The organism is Streptomyces sp. NPDC005303 (assembly GCF_040607335.1).
Lineage (GTDB): Bacteria > Actinomycetota > Actinomycetes > Streptomycetales > Streptomycetaceae > Streptomyces.
In genome coordinates this window covers 118,690-137,632 of record NZ_JBEXGM010000002.1, presented here as the reverse complement: position 1 = coordinate 137,632, position 18,943 = coordinate 118,690, and the positions used below count along the sequence as shown (strand labels likewise).

Sequence of the window (18,943 nt, the reverse complement as noted above, 5' to 3'; positions counted from 1 at the left end):
GAGCCCCCTGGAAGCGGGACGGCCAGGGGCGGCGGGGGCGAAACCCTCTGTCCCGGGCCGTACGACGAACAGGGCCCGGTCTTCTGGTCGAGAAGCTCGACGACGACCCCTTCAGAAACGCGTTCGACGACCCGTCCGTGGCGCTCGTCCATGTCCGGGCCGTCGAGTACGGCTGTTTCCTCTACGAGGTGCGCGGGCGCTCGATCTAGCCCTTCAGCTCGGCCGCCACCAGCTCCGCGATCTGGACCGCGTTCAGCGCGGCACCCTTGCGGAGGTTGTCGTTGGAGATGAACAGGGCCAGGCCGTTGTCGACCGTCTCGTCGCGGCGGATGCGGCCGACGAAGGAGGCGTCCTGGCCGGCGGCCTGGAGCGGGGTCGGGATGTCCGAGAGAGTCACGCCGGGAGCGCCCGCCAGGAGCTCCGTCGCGCGCTCCGGGGAGATCGGGCGGGCGAAGCGGGCGTTGACCTGGAGGGAGTGCCCGGAGAAGACCGGGACGCGCACACAGGTGCCGGAGACCTTCAGCTCGGGGAGCTCCAGGATCTTGCGGGACTCGTTGCGGAGCTTCTGCTCCTCGTCGGTCTCGTTCAGGCCGTCGTCGACGAGGTTGCCCGCGAAGGGCAGGACGTTGAAGGCGATGGGCCGCTTGTAGACCTGCGGCTCGGGGAAGTCGACCGCCGAGCCGTCGTGGGTGAGCTTGTCCGCGTCGGCGGCGACCTTCTGCACCTGGCCGTGCAGCTCCGCCACGCCCGCGAGGCCCGAGCCGGACACTGCCTGGTAGGTGGTGGCGATCAGCGTCAGGAGGCCGGCTTCCGCGTCCAGTACCTTCAGGACCGGCATCGCGGCCATGGTGGTGCAGTTCGGGTTGGCGATGATCCCCTTGGGGCGGTCCGCGATCGCGTGCGGGTTCACCTCGGAGACGACCAGGGGGACCTCGGGGTCCTTGCGCCAGGCGGAGGAGTTGTCGATCACGACCGCGCCCTGCGAGGCGACCTTCTCGGCCAGCGCCTTCGAGGTCGCACCGCCCGCCGAGAACAGCACGATGTCCAGGCCGGTGTAGTCGGCCGTCGCCGCGTCCTCCACCGTCACGCCGTCCAGGACCGAGCCCGCCGAGCGCGCGGAGGCGAACAGGCGCAGCTCCGTGACCGGGAAGTTCCGCTCCTTGAGGATCCCGCGCATGACCGTGCCGACCTGTCCGGTGGCTCCGACGATTCCGACCCTCACGGTGACTCCCTCTGCATGTCCTGGATGTGTCTGCGGCTTTTCCATCATGCGGCCGACCCGGGTCAGCCTGTCCAATTCTTTGTGCCCCATGCCCGCGGGCTGGGACGCGGGCATCGCGATCACCAGTTGTGGAACTCGCGTCGCACCCCCACTGAGCTGGAGAAATTCGTCCTCCCGCGGCTCCGCGCCGCAAGCCGTGCGGCGCGGAGCGGCCGGTGTGACGTACACCTCGCAGAATTTTCCCCGGGCCCCGTCGAACGTTTTTCGCCCCACCGGCGTCGTAGGAGAAACGCGGCGAGGGGAGGGGTGTCGGTGCTGCGCAGAATCGCCCGCCGAACCCAGGGGGACGACCCCCTGGACGCGGCGCAGGAACGCCGGGTGCGGGCCGTGCTCGCCCTGGGCGGGGTGCCGCAGGCGGACCTGCCGGACGGGGTGCAGCAGGTCCGCCTGCGGTTGCTGGAGCGGGCGGCGAAGGGGTACGAGGCGCCACGGGACGTGTCCGCGTGGGCCGCCGTCGTCGCCTCCAACCTCGCCATGGACTGGCACCGGGCCAAGAAGCGCCAGGAGCGGCTGGGGGAGCGGCTGGCCTCGCTGCGCCAGCACGAGCACCCCTCGGGGGAGGACACCAGCGTGCTCTCCCTGGCCGTCGCCCAGGGCCTGGACGAGCTGCCCGACCAGCAGCGCCAGGTCCTCGTGCTGCGGTTCTTCGCCGACCTGCCGGTGCGCTCGATCGCCCACGAGCTGGGCGTCCCGGAGGGCACGGTCAAAAGCCGCCTGCACACGGCGGTGCGGGCCCTGCGCGCCCGCCTGCACGAGGACGAGGTGGTGTGACATGAGCGCCGAGAACGAGACGTACGACAGCGACGCGCTCATGGCCGCGATCACCGGCGAGGAACTCGGCGCCGAGGCCCGCGCGGACACCGCGTTCCTGGCTGAGTACCGTGCGGCAGAGGTTGACATCGGGCTCCTGAGGGAGCAGCTCGGGATCCTCGGCGAGAGGCTCGCCGAAGCGCCGACCGCAGCGAAGCCCGCTCCCCGGCCACGGCCTTCCCCGGCCCGCCGCCGCGCCCGCGTCCTGGCCTTCGGCACCCTCGCGGTGGCCGCCGTGGCCAGTGTGGTCACGGGCCTCGGCTGGCTCGTGGGACACGAGGGTGCGGACAACCTCAGCTCCGCCGATTCGGGAGCCTCCAAGGCGGAAGCCGGCGTCCGCTTCGGCAGCCCGGCCTACCTGGCCTGCGCCACCACGGTCGCCGAGGGCGAGGTCACCGCGGTCAAGGAGCTCCCGGCCACCGGAGAACTCCAGGTCAGCGTGCGGGTGAGCCACTGGTTCAAGCCGGCCCGGGGCGTCGGGCACCTCACGTACACGGTGAGCGAGTACGACCTCCCCGGACCCCTCACCAAGGGCACCCGTGTCCTGTTCGGCGTGACCGAGGGCTCGCCCGCCCCCGACCACTGGGCCGTCGGTGCGCAGGACATCGCCCGGGAGCGGGCCTGGATCACCGCCTCGCTCCCGGCCTCGCGGGGGCTCGGCTGCTGAGGGCACGAGAAAGGGCGGGCGCCCATTGGACGCCCGCCCCTTGTCGCCGTACGGAGAAGTGTTACGGCGTGACCTTCTCGATCTTCACGTTGCCGACGCCCGCGACCGTGCCGCGCGCGTTGACGAGGCTGACCTGGCCGAAGAACTCACGGCCCTCCGGGGCGGGCGCCAGGGCGGTGACGCTGCCGGAGACGGTCGTCGAGGCGCCCGTGGCGAGCTTCACCGGGGCGTCGGAGACGGTGACGGTGCCCAGGGTGCTGGAGAAGAACACGTCCTGGTAGTCGTACGCCGTGGAACCGGCCGGGACCGAGTAGCCGACGACCTCGATGGTGTACGTGCCGGCGGCGGGCGAGGCGACCGAGACGGCCTCCTCCGAGTCACCGTCGGCGGACGTGCCGACCACGGTGCCGGCCGCGTTGTAGACCGTGAGGTCCAGGTCGGCGGAGACGTCGGAGACGTTGCCGATGGCGACGTCCAGCGACTTGGCGCCCGCGGGGACCTCGACCGTGGTGGTCTGGGTGGCGCCCTCGGCGATGGTCGGGCGGGTCGTCTTGGACGAGCCGAGCGGACCGCCGGCCGGCTTGCCGTCGATCGCGGCGAGGGTGTTGGTCACCTTCCAGGAGGCGGTGGCCGGGGTGCCGACCTTGGCCTCGGGGACGGTCACGGTCTCCGGGTCGAAGACCGCGCCGTAGACGGCGACGTCAAGCTTGTACGGGTTGTCGAGCAGCGGCGAGGTGCGGCGCGACTCGACCTCGATCTCCCAGACACCGGCCTGCGGGTCGGCGTAGGAGCGGGCGTCGGGCTTGCAGCCGTTGCCGTCGAGGTAGTTGTTGTAGCAGTACGGGGTGCCGGTGTTGTCGACCGGGACGCCGTAGGGGTGGATGGCGATGAAGCGGGTCTGGCTCTTGTCCTTGAGCCCGCCGATCGCGACCTCCAGCGACTTGGCGCCCGCGGGCACGGTCACGAAGTACGACTGGGTGCTGTTGCGCTGCACGGTGTTCGACGCGGTGTAGGTGTACTTCACCGGCGTCGAGACGACGACCGTGGTCAGGATCTGCTGGTCGAGGCCCTCGGTCTTCGGGTCGTCGACGACGAGGATCGCGCTCTTGAGACCGGCGGACTTCGGCTGGGCCTGGACCTTGACGGTCACCGGCTGGTTCAGCGGGAGGCTGATGTCGTCCTTGCCGAGGATCCGGAAGGTGTGACCCGCGTTGTTCTCGAAGTACAGGTCGTGGCGGAGCGCCTTGTCCGCGCCGGACGTACGGGTGATGGTGACGTCGTACGTCTTCTTCTGGCCGGCCTTCAGGCCGCCCTCGCGGTCGTAGAGACCGGTGCCGAAGCCCGGGGTCTTCAGGAGCTGGTCGATCGCGGTGTCGACGGGCGCCTTGACCGTGTAGTCGTGCGCGGTGGCGCCGTCCTTGATGGCGTCCCAGGCGTCCACGATGTCGATGAGGCCCGCGCCCTCCTCGTACGCCTGCACACCCTTGATGTGCTCGGCGGTCGAGGTCAGGGCGGTGCGCAGGGTGGCCGGCGTCAGCGCGATGTGCTTCTGCTTGGCGGCCGAGATGAGCAGCGCCGAGGCGCCCGCGGCCTGCGGGGAGGCCATCGAGGTGCCCTGGAGCATCGAGTAGCCGGCCGGCAGCGTGTAGCCCGACTCGGCGACCGGGGAGCCCGGCAGCCAGGTCTGCGTGGTGTTGATGGCCGCACCCGGGGCGGACAGGGTCGGCGTGAAGCCGCCGTCCTCACGCGGACCGCGCGAGGAGAACGGCATCATCGCGTACTTCTTCTCCACGGCCGAGCCGTAGTTGGCGGCCCAGGTCTCCTTGGAGATGGCCGCGCCGACGGAGATGACCTTGTCGGCCAGGCCCGGGTCGCCGATGGTGTTCGCGCCGGGGCCGGAGTTGCCCGCGGAGATCACCAGCTGGACGCCGTAGGTGTCGATGAGGCGCGTGTAGAGCTCGGCGCGCGCGTTGTTGCCGTCGTTCAGCGCCGGCAGGCCGCCGATCGACATGTTGACGATGTCGACCCCGCGGTTGACGACGAGGTCGATCATGCCCTCGGTCAGCGCCACGTTGGTGCAGCCGCCGGTCCAGGTGCAGGCACGGGAGGAGACGATCTTCGCGCCCGGGGCCGCGCCGTTCATCCGACCGCCGAACAGGCCGTTGGCGGCGGTGATACCGGCGACGTGGGTGCCGTGCTCGGACTCGATGACGCCGATGTTGACGTAGTCGGCCTTGCTGCCCGCGGCGTCGTAGACGACGTCCTTGCGGATCTCGACGACGAACGGCTGGCGCTCGGCGACGTCGGTCGACGGGTCGTCGGTGCCGAAGTAACCCACCTGGTAGCCGTCCTTGTACGGCTTCATCGGGGTGTCGTCGGAGAAGTCGTTGTTGTTGTTCAGGTCGACCCGGACGGTTCCGGCGGCCGCGTCGTAGAGGACGCCCCAGACGTCGGTGGTGTCGCCGTCGCGGTTGGCGTCGCCCTTGGCGTCACCGCCGGTGGTGGCCGACTCGCGGAACAGGTTGAACTGGTAGGAGCCCGCCGGGGCCTTCCAGGTGGCGCCCGCGATGGTGAAGGTCGGGCCGCTGACGGCGTTGTTCATTCGCCGCCAGGTGGCGTCGCCGTCGGAGACCGGGTCGGTCGCCGTCACCCAGTCGACGATCTTGCGCTCACCGGTGGTGGTCTTCTGCAGGGCCGGGTGGCCGAGGTCCACACCCGAGTCCAGGATGCCGATGGTGACCCCGCGGCCGTCCGCCTTCGGGTGCTCCTTCACGAAGTCGACGGCGCCCGTCTCGAAGGACGGGTTGTACGGGTTCTCGGCGGGGGTCTTCGCGCTCGGCGCGGGGTAGGTCTTCGCGGCCTGGTGCGCGGCGCCCTTGGCGGTGTCGGCGCTCGGCGTCGGGTCGTCCAGCGGGATGTCCTGCTTGACGTCGATGCCGTGCACCGAGGAGAGCTTCGCGGCGGCGGCGATGGCCGAGTCCGCCTTCGCGGTGGGGACGGTGGCCCGGACGTAACCGAGCTTGTCGTACGTGAGGCCCACCAGTCCGCCCTTGACCGCGTCCAGCTCCTCGGCGACCTGCTCGGTCTTCCCGGGGGCGGTGGCGACCATCAGCGTGATGTTCTTGGCGCCGTCGGCCTTGGCCTCGGCGAGCGCGTCGGCGTCGTCCGAACCGAGCTTCTCGTCGGCGGACTTCAGGCCCGGGTCCGACGCCGCGGGGGTGGTGCCAGCCTCGGCGGAGAAGGCCATGGGTATCGGCCCCGCCGCGGAGAGCGCGGCGACCAGTCCCGCGGCCGCCGCTATGCGCGCCACACGTCTCGCGCCCGATATCGGAGCGTGCTGGGGGGTGAGGGTCATCGGCATCCCTTGTAGGTAAAGGAACGAGCGGGTGTGTGACCGGATCCGATCGGACCTGGCCACGGTGATCCGGAAGAAGACCCCGGATGACCGCACAGCTTTACGCATGGGATGCATGTTTAGGGAGAGTTGACCGAATCGATATGGGTGTATGGGGAAAACCCGCGATGCCCTTTGTGGACATCGGTGAAGTCCCATAAGAAAGCGGGCAATTCGCCCTGCGGGCCTCTTGGGCAGCCTTTTTCCTCGACGTGCCGAGACCCCTCGGTGCTCCCCCTGCGCGGGCTAACTTCCTCCTATGCGCAAGACGTTGAGGGTGGCGGCCTACGCCATATGCGTTCGCGACGGACAGGTCCTGCTCCCCCGCTGGCTCAACGACGGCCGGCCGGAGTGGACGCTGCCCGGCGGCGGCTTGGAGCACGGCGAGGACCCCTACGACACCGTGCTGCGGGAGGTGGAGGAGGAGACGGGCTACCGCATCGAGGTGACCGGCCTGCTCGGTGTCACGTCCCGCCGGCTCCCGCTCCGCCGCCGCTTCGGCCGCACCGTCGACCACCACGGCGTGGGGCTCGTGTACGAGGCCCGCATCACCGGCGGCGAGCTGCGGTTCGAGGTCGGCGGCTCCACGGACATGGCCCAGTGGCACGACCTCGACGCGGTACCGGCGCTGAACCGGGTGCCGCTGGTCGACTTCGGCCTGCGGCTGTGGCGGGAGCGGCCAGTGGCCGGACGGCCCGGGGACTAGGTGTCGTACCCCGGAAGATGAACACAAAGTGACCGCCCCCGGGCCGTTCGACGAGCGCTCCTGAACGCGCAGGGTGGGCCAAGATCCACGTACGGTGATCGGCGTTGCGCGTTGCCGTCTCGTTCACGCGCAGGTCATTCCCGGTGCCAAGCATCCAATGCGAGCGGGTTGTTCGCGAACGCGATCACCCCGCGACCACTGCCGACGCAGTTCGCACTCGGGGAGATCGCGCCATGTCGCGCATACGCTCTGTCGCCAGCACCACGCTGGGGGTCCACCGCCGTACCGTCCTCGCCGCCGCGGGCGCGGCCGCCGTCTCCGCGGGCGTCGGCTACGCCCTGCGGCCCACCGACAGCCAGGCCGCGACCACCGCCGGCGCCGCCGAGGCACCGGTGGCCCGCACCGTCCACGAGGCCGCGGCCCCGGCCGAGGTCCCCCTCGCCCCGTACACCCGTGGCACCACCGTCGCCTCCGTCGCCGCCCCGCGCACCAGCTCCGGCTACCGGCGCCTGGGCAACGGTCCCGGCTGGAGCCGCAAGGTCCGCTCGGAGCTTGCCGCCCCGAAGGCCGGGCGGGCCGGCCGCCGTACCGCACTGGCCGCGTTCGTGCAGCTCACCGACCTGCACCTGATGGACAGCCAGCACCCGATCCGCCTGGAGTACCTGCGCTCCACCGACGTGCACGCCTGGCGGCCCCAGGAAGCCCTGACCGTGCCGGGCGCGATCTCGCTCGTCGAGCGGATCAACGCGCTGCGCGGCGGCCCCGCCACCGGCGCCCCGCTCCAGTTCGCCATGACGACCGGCGACAACACGGACAACAACTCGCGCACCGAGCTCGACTGGTTCCTGACCGTCATGAGCGGCGGCCGGATCACCCCCAACTCCGGGGACCCGCGCCACTACGAGGGCGTCCAGAACAGCGGCCTCAAGCAGTACTGGCAGCCCGACTCCACCACCCGCGACCAGGACAAGCAGCTCGGCTTTCCGCACCTGCACGGCTACCTGGCCGCCGCCGTCCGGCAGCTCAACAGCCCCGGCCTGAACATCCCCTGGTACTCCACGGTCGGCAACCACGACAGCCTGCCGCTCGGCTGCTTCGGCCACGGCGACTCCTGGCTCGCCGAGTACGCCGTCGGCGGCAAGAAGCTCATGTCGCTGCCCGCGTCCGAGTCCAAGAAGCTCCAGGACATGCTCAGGAAGGGCAAGGACCCCCAGGGCCACGCCTTCCGGGACCTGCTCAAGGCGCACGCCCGGAACATGCGCTCGGTCACCCCCGACGAGCGGCGCGCCCCCTACACCGCCCACGACTACCTCACGGCCCACCTCGACCCCGCGCACCGCGGTGTCGGTCCGGTCGGCCACGGCTACTCCACCGCCAACCTCGACGCGGGCACGCAGTACTACAGCTTCCGGATCGCCGACGACGTGGTCGGCATCAGCCTCGACACCACCGACCCGGGCGGCCACTTCCAGGGGTCCATCGGCACCGGGCAGCTGCGGTGGCTGGACCGGACGCTGCGGGAGAACAAGGACTCCTACGTCGTCGTCTTCAGCCACCACACCAGCGACTCCATGGACAACACCCAGCCCGACCCCGCCCACCCGGGCGAGCGCCGGCACAACGGTCAGGAGGTCATCGCCCTCCTCGCCAGTCACAGCAACGTCCTCGCCTGGGTCAACGGCCACATCCACCGCAACGCGATCACCGCCCACTCGGCCCCCGACGGCCGCTCCTTCTGGGAGATCTCCACCGCCTCCCACATCGACTTCCCGCACCTCGCCCGGGTCATCGAGCTCACCGACAACAAGGACGGCACGGTCTCGATCTTCACCACGCTGGTCGAGTCCGCGGCCCCCCACCGCACCGACTTCACCGACCTCTCCCAGACCGGCCTCGCGGCCCTCTACCGCGAACTGGCCTACAACGCCCCCGGATCCAACAGCAAGCTGGGCGGCGCCGCGGGGGACCGGAACACGGAGCTGGTGCTGCGGAAGGGCTGAAACCGGCTCAACCCGACGCGCCACCTCAACCTTGTGCCCGCGGCCCGGGTCTTTCCCGCCGATCACGCTCGCCGAGCGTGTCCGGACTGGGGGAAGACATGACCGTACGCACGACTGTGGTGGTCGGGGCGACCGCCGTGGCACTCGCGACCGGCCTCGCCGCCCCGGCGACGGCGGCCGGGGCCGACACCCACGAGGCGACCCGGCAGGCCGTCCGCGCCGTGGTGAAGGACGGTGTGCCGGGGGTGACGCTCACCGCGAAGGACGGCCGGAGCACCTGGTCGACCACCGCCGGGGTCGGCAACCTGAGGACGCGCGCGCCGCGCACGGCGGACGACCGCTACCGCGTCGGGTCCATCACCAAGACCTTCGTCTCCACCGTGCTGCTCCAACTGGAGGCGGAGGGACGGCTGTCGCTCGACGACACGGTGGACAAGTGGCTGCCCGGCGTGGTCCACGGCAACGGCCACGACGGCCGCCGGATCACCGTCCGCCAGCTCCTCAACCACACCAGCGGGATCTTCAACTACACCGCCGACGAGACGTTCGCGCGCACCTACTTCCTCAAGGACGGCTTCTTCGCGCACCGTTACGACACGCAGACGCCCCAGCAGCTCGTCGCGATCGCCATGGCCCACCAGCCGGACTTCGCGCCGGGCACGTCCTGGAACTACTCCAACACCAACTACGTACTGGCGGGCATGGTGATCCAGAAGGTCACCGGGCGCTCGTACGGCGAGGAGATCCGGCACCGGATCATCGCCCCGCTGCACCTGACCGCCACCTCGGTCCCGGGCACCCGTGTCACCGTCCCGCGGCCCAGCAGCCGGGCCTACTCCAAGCTGGCGCAGACGGCGGCGGGACCGACGTACGACGTCACGAGGCTGAACCCCTCCCTCGCCTCCTCGGCGGGCGAGATGATCTCCGACTCGGCCGACCTGGACCGCTTCTACGCGGCCCTGCTGAAGGGGCGGCTGCTTCCGCCGAAACAGCTGAAGGAGATGAAGACCACCGTGACCGTCGAGGGCATCCCGAACGCCGGTTACGGCCTCGGTCTCCTGGACCGCGAGCTCAGCTGCGGGGTCCACGTCTGGGGCCATGACGGCGGCATCCACGGTTCGAGCTCCGTGGCCGTGACCACGGCCGACGGCCGGCACTCCCTCGCCTTCAACTTCAACGGCGACCGGTCGGGGGACGGCGACGCGGTCGTCGAGGCGGAGTTCTGCGGCGAGTAGGCGCGCCGACCCGGATCGGAAGCACGCCGTTCATCCGGACGTAATGTCCGTACCGCCTCATATCGGCTAACCCGCACTTCACGGGGATGGCTCGATCTGTGTGCAAGGCGGGTGGTCGTGTGCGTACGGGACACGAACTGCGAGTGCTGTCGGTCTACGAGGGTTTCTTCTCCGGTGGGGCCCGGATCGTGCACAGCGACATCGTGCTGGGCCTCACCGAGGGCGGCCAGCACCATCAGGTGCTGAGCCTGTACGGAGAGGTCCACCGGGAGGCGACCCGGCAGCGGATGGAGGACGACACCTGCTACCGGGCGCTGACCGCGGCCGGGGTGGGCGTCACCTCCCTCGGCCGCACCTTCCGGAGCACCGGCGTTTCGGCCGACTTCACCGGACCGGAACTGGCCGAGACAGCCCGGGCGACGGCCGGCGCGGACGTCATCCTCTCCCTCAAGGAACAGCCGCTGCGGCTGCTCAACCAGGCGGGGCTGCCGCGCCGCCCGGTCGTGGTCTGCCTGCACCGCTCCGACCCGGAGAACCAGGGCACCGCCCTCGACGAACTGAAGGCGGCCATCGCCGACGGCACGGTCGTGGCCTGCGTCTGCTGCGCCGAGTCGACCCGGGCGGCGTACCGGGCCGCCGGGATCCCCTCCCACCTGCTCCACGTGATCCCCAACGGCGTCGACCTCTTCCGCTTCCGCCCCGATGCCGCCCGCCGCCTCGCGGTCCGCACGGGATTCGGCATCGACCCCGCGGCCCCCGTGGTCGTCTTCGCCGCCCGCTACGACGCCATGAAGAACGTCCCCCTGCTGCTCGCCGCCGCCCGCGCCTGGCTCGCCCGCGTCCCGGAAGGGCAGGTCCTGATGTGCGGGGCGGGCATGACGGCCGCGAACCCGGGGCTCACCGCGGACATCGCGACGGCGTTCCGAGGGGCGACGCCCCTGGCGGACCGGGGGCTGCGCCTGCTGGGCGTCCGGCGCGACATGGAGGCGCTGTACGCCGCCTCGGACGTCGTCGCCCTCACCTCCGCCTGGGGTGAGGCGGCCCCGCTGTGCCTGATCGAGGGCATGATGTGCGGGGCGGTCCCGGTGGCGACGGACGTCGGCGACAGCGCCGCGATCGTGGCGGGCCACGGCCTGGTGACGGCCCCGGACCCGGAGGTGATCGCGGCGGCGTGGTCGCAGGCGGTGGCCGCACGCGCCGACCTCGCCCCGGCCCTCGCGACGACCCGCGAACGTTTCAGCCGTACCCGGATGATCGCGTCGTACGCGACCCTGCTGGACCGCGCCGCGGCGGGCACCGTCCTCCCCGCGCTGCCCGACCCGCTCCAGCGGCCGCACCCGCAATGAGGAGGGGCCCCGGCTCCCCAGTGCCGTGGCCCCTCCTCTCCCCTCCTGGTCCCGCCCCGGTCCGTCACTACCGGGGCAGCACCACGACATAGGCGGCCGGATCTCGGTCGCCGGAGGCCATGAGCGCCGTACGGATCACCGTCGCCTGTTGTTCCATCGCGTCCCGGAGCTTGCGCGGGGTGATGTGGACGACCGTGATGCCGAGCCGCTCCAGGTGCTCGCGCTTGCGGGCGTACTCCGACCACAGCGCGTCGTCGTCCTGCCGGTGGCTCTGCCGAGGAGCGCGGGTGTCGAGCTCGATCGCGACCGCCTGCTCCGGCCAGTAGGCGTCCAGGCCGCCCAGGTGGGGGCCGCCCGGCAGCCTCAGGTCGACGTTCCACACCGGGTCGGGCAGGCCGTACTCCTGGACCATGCGGTACAGGCGGTCCTCCGCGATGGCGCGGCCCTCGGCGAGCAGGGAGTCCACCGCGTCCACCACGTGCGGGCGGCTCAGCAGCTTGGCGTTGGTCAACTCCCGGACGACCGCGGCCGGTTCGCAGTGTCCGCCGCGTACCGCCTCCGTCAGCAGCCGGCGTACCGCGCCCGCGTCGGTCAGTTCGGTGACCGCGTCGGCGAGGGCGCGCGGCACCGGGGCGACCGGGAGGCCGGTGACCTGTTCGGCTGCGGGGAGCGCCGACGTGCGGACGATCCGCGCCCCGCTCGTCGAGCGCAGCCGGCGCATCCTCGGGACCAGGACGTCGATCCGGTCCAGGGAGAGCAGCGGCGGGGTGGAGCTGAAGCCGTGCAGCGTCAGCGCCGCGAGGCCGGTGATCATCGCGTCCGCGTAGACGGGGCGGTGCGGTTCCTCCGCGCCCGGCTGCGTCGGGACCCCGGCGCTCTGCTCCCGTGCCGCGTACATCAGCACCGCGTGCAACCGCTCCTCGCTGGTCGGCGGGCCCGGGTGGAGCAGGAAGACACCGGGGAAAATCTGCTGCCAGGGGCCGCCGGGCCGGCACTGCTCGTCGGCCTCGGCGACCGAGACGCCGGTCGCACGCAGCCGGCCGGCCGTGACGACCCGGCGATGCACCTCGGACAGGTGACGCAGGGGACGGGGGGAGAGCGGGGGGACCGGGGTGTTGTGGTTCATGCAGCGGAGATTCCCGCCTCAGGGCCGCCCGCTAACCGCTGTTACACGCTCGTCGACAAATACGGACAAGGCAGTACTAAAGGACGGGTGTTCGGATGCCGAGGAGGAGCGAAAACCCCTGGTCCATTCGGGTGGGACCAGGGGTTACGGCTGTGATGGAACGGATTTCGTAACGGCTACCGGACGCCCAAGCTCAGGCCAAAGGTCATCCGTGATTGACGGTCTGCGCGTCGCACTCCTGCCCCCGCAGTGCCCGCGCCAGATCGTCCCGCCCCTCCAGCACCAGCCTGCGCAGCGCAGGCGCCGCGTCCTCGTGCGCCGCGAGCCACGCGTCGGCCGCCTCCAGCGTCGCCGGCGAGTCCTGGAGGGAGGGGAACAGCCCCGAGACGATGTTCATCGCGATCTGGATCGAACGGTCCTTCCAGACCCGCTCGATCACCGCGAAGTACTTCTCCGTGTACGGCTCCAGCAGGGTGCGCTGGGACGGCTGGTCGAACCCCGCGATCGTCGCCTCGGCCAGCGCGTTGGAGAGCGCGTCGGACTCCACGACCTGCGCCCACGCCTGCGCCTTCACCGCCTCGGAGGGCCGGGCCGCCAGGCAGCGGACCTGGTGGCGCTTGCCGGAGGCGGTGTCGTCGCGGGCGAGCTCGGCGGCCAGCGCCTTCTCGTCGGCGACCCCCCACACGGTCAGCGGCTGCAGGAACGCCCACCGCAGCTCCTGGTCGACGTCCAGCCCCTCGATGGCCGACGTGCCGTCCAGCAGGCCCTGCAACAGGTCGAAGGCGGCCCCGCCCACGGCCGTGCGCGCGAAGGACCGCGCCCACGCCAGTTGCTGCTCGCTGCCCGGCTCGGCGGCGAGCAGCTCCCGCTCGGCGCCCTCGGCGAGCAGCCCCGCGCCCGTCTCCCGCCACTCGGGAGCCACGTAGTGCACGAGGGCCGACTCGGCCCAGGCGTGCAGCATCTGCAGGACGCCGATGTCGGACTCGCGGCCCGCGAAGCGCAGCACGATGTCGATGAACTCCCTTGCCGGCAGCAGCGCGTCCCGCGTCATGTTCCACAGCGCCGACCAGCACAGGGCGCGGGCGAGCGGGTCGGTGAGGTCACCGAGCCCCGCCTTCAGCGTCTCCAGGGAGCCCGCGTCGAAGCGGGTCTTGCAGTACGTCAGGTCGTCGTCGTTGACCAGCACGAGCTCCGGCGCCTCGGCACCGGCCAGCTCCGCCACGACCGTACGAGGTCCGTCGACGTCCGCCTCGGCGCGCGCGTACCGCTCCAGAGCCCCTTCGGGCGTACGGCGGTACAGCCCGACCGCGACCCGGTGCGGCCGCAGCTCCGGGTGCGACTCGGCGGCCTCCTGCACGACCGCCAGCTCGTCGACCCGGCCCTCGGCGCTCAGCAGCACCTGCGGGGTCAGTGAGTTGACCCCGGCCGTCTGCAGCCAGGACCGCGCCCACGTGCCCATGTCCCGACCGCTGGTCTCCTCCAGCACCGACAGCAGGTCACCGAGGCGGGTGTTGCCGTACGCGTGCCGCTTGAAGTAGCGCCGGGCGCCCTCCAGGAACGCGTCCTGACCGACGTACGCGACGAGCTGCTTCAGGACCGAGGCACCCTTCGCGTACGTGATGCCGTCGAAGTTGAGCTTGGCGTCCTGGAGGTCGCGGATGTCGGCGGTGATGGGGTGCGTGGAGGGCAGCTGGTCGGCGCGGTAGGCCCAGGCCTTGCGGCGGTTGGCGAAGGTGATCCAGGCGTCCTTGAAGCGGGTCGCGCCGACGTTGGCGAAGGTGCCCATGAAGTCCGCGAAGGACTCCTTCAGCCACAGGTCGTCCCACCAGACCATGGTGACCAGATCGCCGAACCACATGTGGGCCATCTCGTGCAGGATGACGTTGGCCCGGCCCTCGTAGGACGCCCGGGTGACCTTGCCCCGGAAGATGAACTCCTCGCGGAAGGTCACCAGGCCCGGGTTCTCCATCGCGCCGAGGTTGTACTCGGGCACGAACGCCTGGTCGTACTTCCCGAAGGGGTACGGGTAGTCGAAGTGCTCGTGGAAGAAGTCCAGGCCCTGCTTGGTGACGAGGAAGACGTCGTCGGAGTCGAAGTGGGGGGCGAGCCCCTTGCGGCACAGGGCGCCGAGGGGGATCTCCAGGCGGGTGCCGTCGTCGAGGACACGCTCGTAGGAGTCCGTCACATAGTGGTACGGGCCCGCGGTGACGCAGGTGATGTACGTCGAGATCGGCTTGGTCTCCGCGAACCGCCAGACGCCGTCGCTCTCCGAGCCGGCCCCGTTGCTCCACACCGTCCAGCCCTCCGGCGCCCGCACCTCGAAGCGGAAGGGCGCCTTGAGGTCCGGCTGCTCGAAGTTCGCGAAGACGCGGCGGGAGTCGGCGGGCTCGTACTGCGTGTAGAGGTAGACCTCGCCGTCCTCGGGGTCGACGAAGCGGTGCATGCCCTCGCCGGTGCGGGAGTAGGCGCACTGGGCGTCGACGACCAGTTCGTTGTCGGCGGCCAGGTCCTCCAGGGCGATCCGGGAGCCGTCGAAGACCGCACCGGGGTCGAGGTCCCGGCCGTTCAGCGAGAGAGCGGTGACACTCGGGGCGATCAGGTCCGCGAAGCTGGTGGCCCCCGGCTCGTTGCACCGGAAGCGGATGGTGGTCACCGACCGGAAGGTGCGCGGACCGTCCCCGGGCTCGTCACCCACCGCCGAGCGCAGGTCGAGGGACACCTCGTACCCGTCGACGGACAGCAGGGCGGCCCGCTCCCGGGCCTCGTCACGGGACAGATTCTCACCGGGCACGGCGATGCTCCCTCGGATGGTGTTCAGCATGCGGACAGGCCCGATCCTGCCATGTGCTCCTGACATCGGTCAGCTGGGAATGGGGTGGGCGGTGAGCAGTGTTGGGGGTTGAAACGAACACTTTTCTAGGAGACCCATGTCCGAGACCACGAGCGCCTCCGGCAAGACCCCTGTCGACTTCTGGTTCGACCCGCTGTGCCCCTGGGCCTGGATGACCTCTCGCTGGGTCCTGGAGGTCGAGAAGGTCCGGGACATCGAGGTGCGCTGGCACATCATGAGCCTGGCGGTGCTGAACGAGCCGAAGATCGACGAGCTGCCCGAGGAGTACCGCGAGCTGCTGGAGACCAAGGCCTGGCAGCCGATCCGGGTGGTCACCGCGGCCTGGCAGAAGCACGGCTCCGACATCCTCGGCCCGCTGTACACCGCCCTCGGCACCCGTATCCACAACGAGGGCCAGGGCCCGACGCGCGAGGCCGTCGAAGGCGCCCTCGCGGAGGTCGGCCTGCCCGCCGACCTGATCGAGTACTTCGACCAGAAGGACTTCGAGTTCGACGCCGAGCTGCGCGCCTCCCACAAGGAGGGCATCGACAAGGTCGGCCAGGACGTCGGCACCCCGGTCATCGCGGTCCCCGGCCCCGACGGCGAGCAGATCGCCTTCTTCGGCCCGGTCGTCACCCCGGCCCCCAAGGGCGAGGAGGCCGCCCGTCTCTGGGACGGCACGGTGGCGGTCGCCTCGGTCCCCGGCTTCTACGAGATCAAGCGCAGCCGCACCAAGGGCCCGGACTTCAGCAACCTGTAGTCACTTCTCCGGCTCGGGGAAGGACCCCCCGTCCTTCTGGTCCCCGCGTCGCTGATACCGCAGACACCCTTCACGCGCACACCGGAAGTACGAGCCCAGGCTGGTGTGCCTGGGCTTGTGCTCCCGGACGAACTTCTGCTCCTCGTCGGTGAGTCTCCGGAACTCCTGAAGCGACCCACCACAGTTCGAGCACCGCATGAACACCGTGCACTCCAGCCCACCCAGGGGCGCGGGGACCAGCCACGACGCCGCCGCAGCTAACGACCGGCCCGTCCCCGAGCCTCATCCAACCGCACCAAATGCTCCTGGAACCCCTTGGAGTAATACGCGGAATGCCCAGGATCCGGCTCAACAATGGCCGTAGGTTCGGTCCACGCTCCGGCGTCGAGAGAAACCCCGTACCGCTCAGCCGCCGCCAACACGGCTCCCCGGGCCCCCACCTCCCCCTCGACCACCCTGAGCGGCCGCCCGAGCACATCGGCGAGCAACTGCATCCACGCCGAACTCCGCGTCCCACCCCCGCACACCGCGAGCGACCCCGTCAGACCGGCCGCCTCCAGACAGTGCCTGGCCGCGTACCCGATCCCCTCACAAGTCGCCCGGATCAGATCCGCCTTGGACGTCTCCAGCGACACCCCGCTCAGCTCGGCCCGCAGATGAGGCTCGACGAAGGGCGCCCGCTCCCCCGAGGGGGCGAAGTACGGCAGCACGCGCACCCCGTCCGCCCCCGGCGGGGTCGCCGCCAGCAGGTCGTCCACCTCCGCGTGCGCGACACCGGTCGTCGACAGCACCCAGTCCAGCGCGGCCGTACCCACCATCGCCGGCATGGCTCGCAACCGGTGCCCCGGCCGGTCGGTGGAGATGTACAGCCCGGCCGGCTCACCGGTCAGGTCCAGCTCGGTGGTGGCGACGAGCGCGGCCAGACACGTGCCGACGATGAGGAGTCCGTCGCCCGGCGCGGTGACCCCCGCGCCCAGCGCACAGGCCGGCAGATCGTACGGCCCGTTGGACAGCCGCGTCCCGGACGGCAGCCCGTCGCCCCGCGCCTCACCCGTGGCGATCGGATCCCCGACGGATGCCAGCAGCCGCCTGCGACGGGTGAGCCCCAGCAGCTCCACCACCCGGTTGTCGTACGACCGGGTCCGCGGGTCGAGGAAGGGCATGGACGCGTCCGACACGTCCGTGATCGCCCGCGCGGCCCCCGTGAGCCGCTGGAAGACCATGTCCTTGCAGTACACGGCCGCGGAAGCCGCGTCCAGGGACTTCGGGTCGTACCGGTCCAGCCAGGCCAGCAGCGGCCCCGGCGAGCCCGGGAACATCGCGCCGCCGGTCCGCCGGAACACCGTCTCGAAAGTGCCGTCCGCGAGCCACTGGTCGAGCAGTGCGTGCGCCCGCCCGTCCATCCAGGACAGCGCCGACCGCACCGGCCGGCCCTCCCGGTCGACCAGCCACACCCCGTCACCCTGCCCGGTCAGCCCGGCCAGCTCCACCGGCTCCGGCACCCGCCCGGTCAGCTTGCCGAGGACCTCGACGACCGCCTCGTACACCTCCTCCATGTCCTGCTCGACGTAGCCGCCGTGCAGGGAGAGCTCCACCGGGCGTGACTCGACGGCCAGTTGACGGCCCCCGCTGTCGAAGGCGGCGGCTTTGACGACGGACGTGCCCACATCGATACCGACGTACATGAAACTCCCTTCCAGGTCACGTCAAGCAGTGCGCCAACCGCTCCCCACGCGCCCAGCGGCCCACCTCCTCCGCGGCGATCCTCGCCGCCTTCTCGGCCACCGCACGGCTCGCCCCGCCGAGGTGCGGGGTCAGCACGACCCGGTCGGCCAGGGCGCGCAGGCGGGAGTCCGGGGGGAGTGGCTCGTGCTCGTAGGTGTCGAGGGCGGCGGCCGACAGCCGGCCGACTTCGAGGGCGGCGCACAGGGCGCTCTCGTCGATCAGCGGGCCGCGGGCCACGTTCACCACGACGGCGCCCTCCGGCAGCAGCGCCAGCTCGCGGGCGCCGATCAGGCCGCGGGTCTCGGCGGTGAGACGGGCGTGCAGGGTGATCACCCGGGAGCGGGCCAGGAGCTGGTCCAGGGAGGACACGCGCAGGCCGTGGATCTCGCCGCGCACATAGGGGTCGTACACCATCACCTGCGCCCCGAAGGCGCACAGCACGCGCGCGACCCTGCTGCCGACGGCGCCGTAGCCGACGAGTCCGACGGGCAGGTCCTCCAGCTCCAGGCCGCTGTGCTGGTACGTGTAGTAGGCGGCGCCGCCCTCCCAACTGCCCTGTCCGGCAAGGAGGTCGTGGGCCTGCGGGATGCGGCGCACGGCGGCCAGCAGCATGCCGACGGTGAACTCGGCGGTGGCGGCGGCGTTGCGGCCGGGCGCGAAGCACACCCGGACGTCACGGGCCTTGGCCGCGTCCAGGTTCACGTTGACCGGGCCGCCCCGGCACACGACGACCAGCCGCAGGCTGTCGGCGGCGTTCAGCACCCGCTCGGTGACCGGGCCCATCTGGGTGACGAGGACCTCCGCGCCGTCCAGCGCCTCGATCAGCTCGTCCTCGGCGTCGCTCGCCTCCGTCACCTCCGAGACGGGCCCGAAGGGTTCCAGCGGCCAGCCGAGCGTCACCTCCTTCGTCTCCGCGGCGATGCCGCCCAGCTCGGCCTCGACGGCCCCGGCGATCAGCTCCGGCAGTACGAAGTGGTCGCCGGCCGCCACGACACGTACGGGATCGGTCCTCCGGGTCATCGTCGACCTCCGAGTCGTCGCTTCACTGAGACGATGTTGAGC

13 protein-coding genes and 1 pseudogene are annotated in these 18,943 nt (G+C 71.2%); 8 read left to right on the top strand and 6 right to left on the bottom strand.

The features are described from left to right. Window positions 1–113: 113 nt before the first annotated feature. Window positions 114–209: pseudogene (locus ABZT93_RS04540) on the top strand (DUF1203 domain-containing protein); the annotation flags it as partial. Here ABZT93_RS04540 and ABZT93_RS04535 read toward each other — a convergent pair. Further along, window positions 206–1,222, bottom strand: coding sequence for an aspartate-semialdehyde dehydrogenase (locus tag ABZT93_RS04535; RefSeq protein WP_356098796.1), 1,017 nt, complete (start codon window positions 1,220–1,222; stop codon window positions 206–208). The pseudogene ABZT93_RS04540 and the gene ABZT93_RS04535 sit on opposite strands and share 4 nt — an antisense overlap. A 306-nt stretch (window positions 1,223–1,528) precedes the next feature. On the opposite strand from ABZT93_RS04535, the gene ABZT93_RS04530 reads away from it, so the two are divergent. Together ABZT93_RS04530 and ABZT93_RS04525 are read left to right on the top strand one after the other, a co-directional pair. Continuing rightward, window positions 1,529–2,053, top strand: coding sequence for a sigma-70 family RNA polymerase sigma factor (locus tag ABZT93_RS04530; RefSeq protein WP_020136120.1), 525 nt, complete (start codon window positions 1,529–1,531; stop codon window positions 2,051–2,053). A gap of 1 nt (window position 2,054) precedes the next feature. Continuing rightward, window positions 2,055–2,759, top strand: coding sequence for a hypothetical protein (locus tag ABZT93_RS04525; RefSeq protein ID WP_356098792.1), 705 nt, complete (start codon window positions 2,055–2,057; stop codon window positions 2,757–2,759). A gap of 61 nt (window positions 2,760–2,820) precedes the next feature. Here ABZT93_RS04525 and ABZT93_RS04520 read toward each other — a convergent pair whose 3' ends face one another. Then, complete coding sequence (locus tag ABZT93_RS04520; RefSeq protein ID WP_356098789.1) at window positions 2,821–6,114, bottom strand: S8 family serine peptidase; 3,294 nt, start codon at window positions 6,112–6,114, stop codon at window positions 2,821–2,823. A gap of 298 nt (window positions 6,115–6,412) precedes the next feature. On the opposite strand from ABZT93_RS04520, the gene ABZT93_RS04515 reads away from it, so the two are divergent. From ABZT93_RS04515 to ABZT93_RS04500, 4 genes are all read left to right on the top strand, one after another. Then, on the top strand, window positions 6,413–6,859 hold the full coding sequence (locus ABZT93_RS04515; RefSeq protein WP_356098785.1) for an NUDIX hydrolase: 447 nt from the start codon (window positions 6,413–6,415) through the stop codon (window positions 6,857–6,859). A 233-nt stretch (window positions 6,860–7,092) separates the two neighbouring features. Then, window positions 7,093–8,859, top strand: a complete 1,767-nt coding sequence (locus ABZT93_RS04510) for a TIGR03767 family metallophosphoesterase (RefSeq protein WP_356098782.1) — start codon at window positions 7,093–7,095, stop codon at window positions 8,857–8,859. Window positions 8,860–8,957: 98 nt separating this feature from the next. Further along, window positions 8,958–10,094: a serine hydrolase domain-containing protein gene (locus ABZT93_RS04505; RefSeq protein WP_356098779.1), complete on the top strand. Its 1,137-nt coding sequence runs from the start codon at window positions 8,958–8,960 to the stop codon at window positions 10,092–10,094. A gap of 143 nt (window positions 10,095–10,237) precedes the next feature. Beyond that, on the top strand, window positions 10,238–11,440 hold the full coding sequence (locus ABZT93_RS04500; protein WP_356099780.1) for a glycosyltransferase: 1,203 nt from the start codon (window positions 10,238–10,240) through the stop codon (window positions 11,438–11,440). 67 nt (window positions 11,441–11,507) lie between these two features. On the opposite strand, the gene ABZT93_RS04495 is transcribed toward ABZT93_RS04500, so the two are convergent. Both ABZT93_RS04495 and pepN read right to left on the bottom strand, forming a co-directional pair. After that, window positions 11,508–12,566 (bottom strand): hypothetical protein, encoded by a 1,059-nt coding sequence (locus ABZT93_RS04495; RefSeq protein ID WP_356098776.1) that lies wholly within the window; start codon window positions 12,564–12,566, stop codon window positions 11,508–11,510. A 205-nt stretch (window positions 12,567–12,771) separates the two neighbouring features. Continuing rightward, window positions 12,772–15,357 (bottom strand): aminopeptidase N, encoded by a 2,586-nt coding sequence (gene pepN / locus ABZT93_RS04490; RefSeq protein WP_356099778.1) that lies wholly within the window; start codon window positions 15,355–15,357, stop codon window positions 12,772–12,774. Between the two features lie 136 nt (window positions 15,358–15,493). Between pepN and ABZT93_RS04485 the strand changes: the two genes are divergently transcribed. Next, entirely contained in the window at window positions 15,494–16,156 is a 663-nt protein-coding gene (locus tag ABZT93_RS04485; protein WP_356098773.1) for a DsbA family protein, read from the top strand. Between the two features lie 257 nt (window positions 16,157–16,413). Here ABZT93_RS04485 and ABZT93_RS04480 read toward each other — a convergent pair whose 3' ends face one another. Continuing rightward, window positions 16,414–17,841, bottom strand: a complete 1,428-nt coding sequence (locus ABZT93_RS04480; RefSeq protein ID WP_356098771.1) for an FGGY family carbohydrate kinase — start codon at window positions 17,839–17,841, stop codon at window positions 16,414–16,416. A 16-nt stretch (window positions 17,842–17,857) separates the two neighbouring features. Then, window positions 17,858–18,901: a 2-hydroxyacid dehydrogenase gene (locus ABZT93_RS04475; RefSeq protein WP_356098768.1), complete on the bottom strand. Its 1,044-nt coding sequence runs from the start codon at window positions 18,899–18,901 to the stop codon at window positions 17,858–17,860. Window positions 18,902–18,943 lie beyond the last annotated feature (42 nt).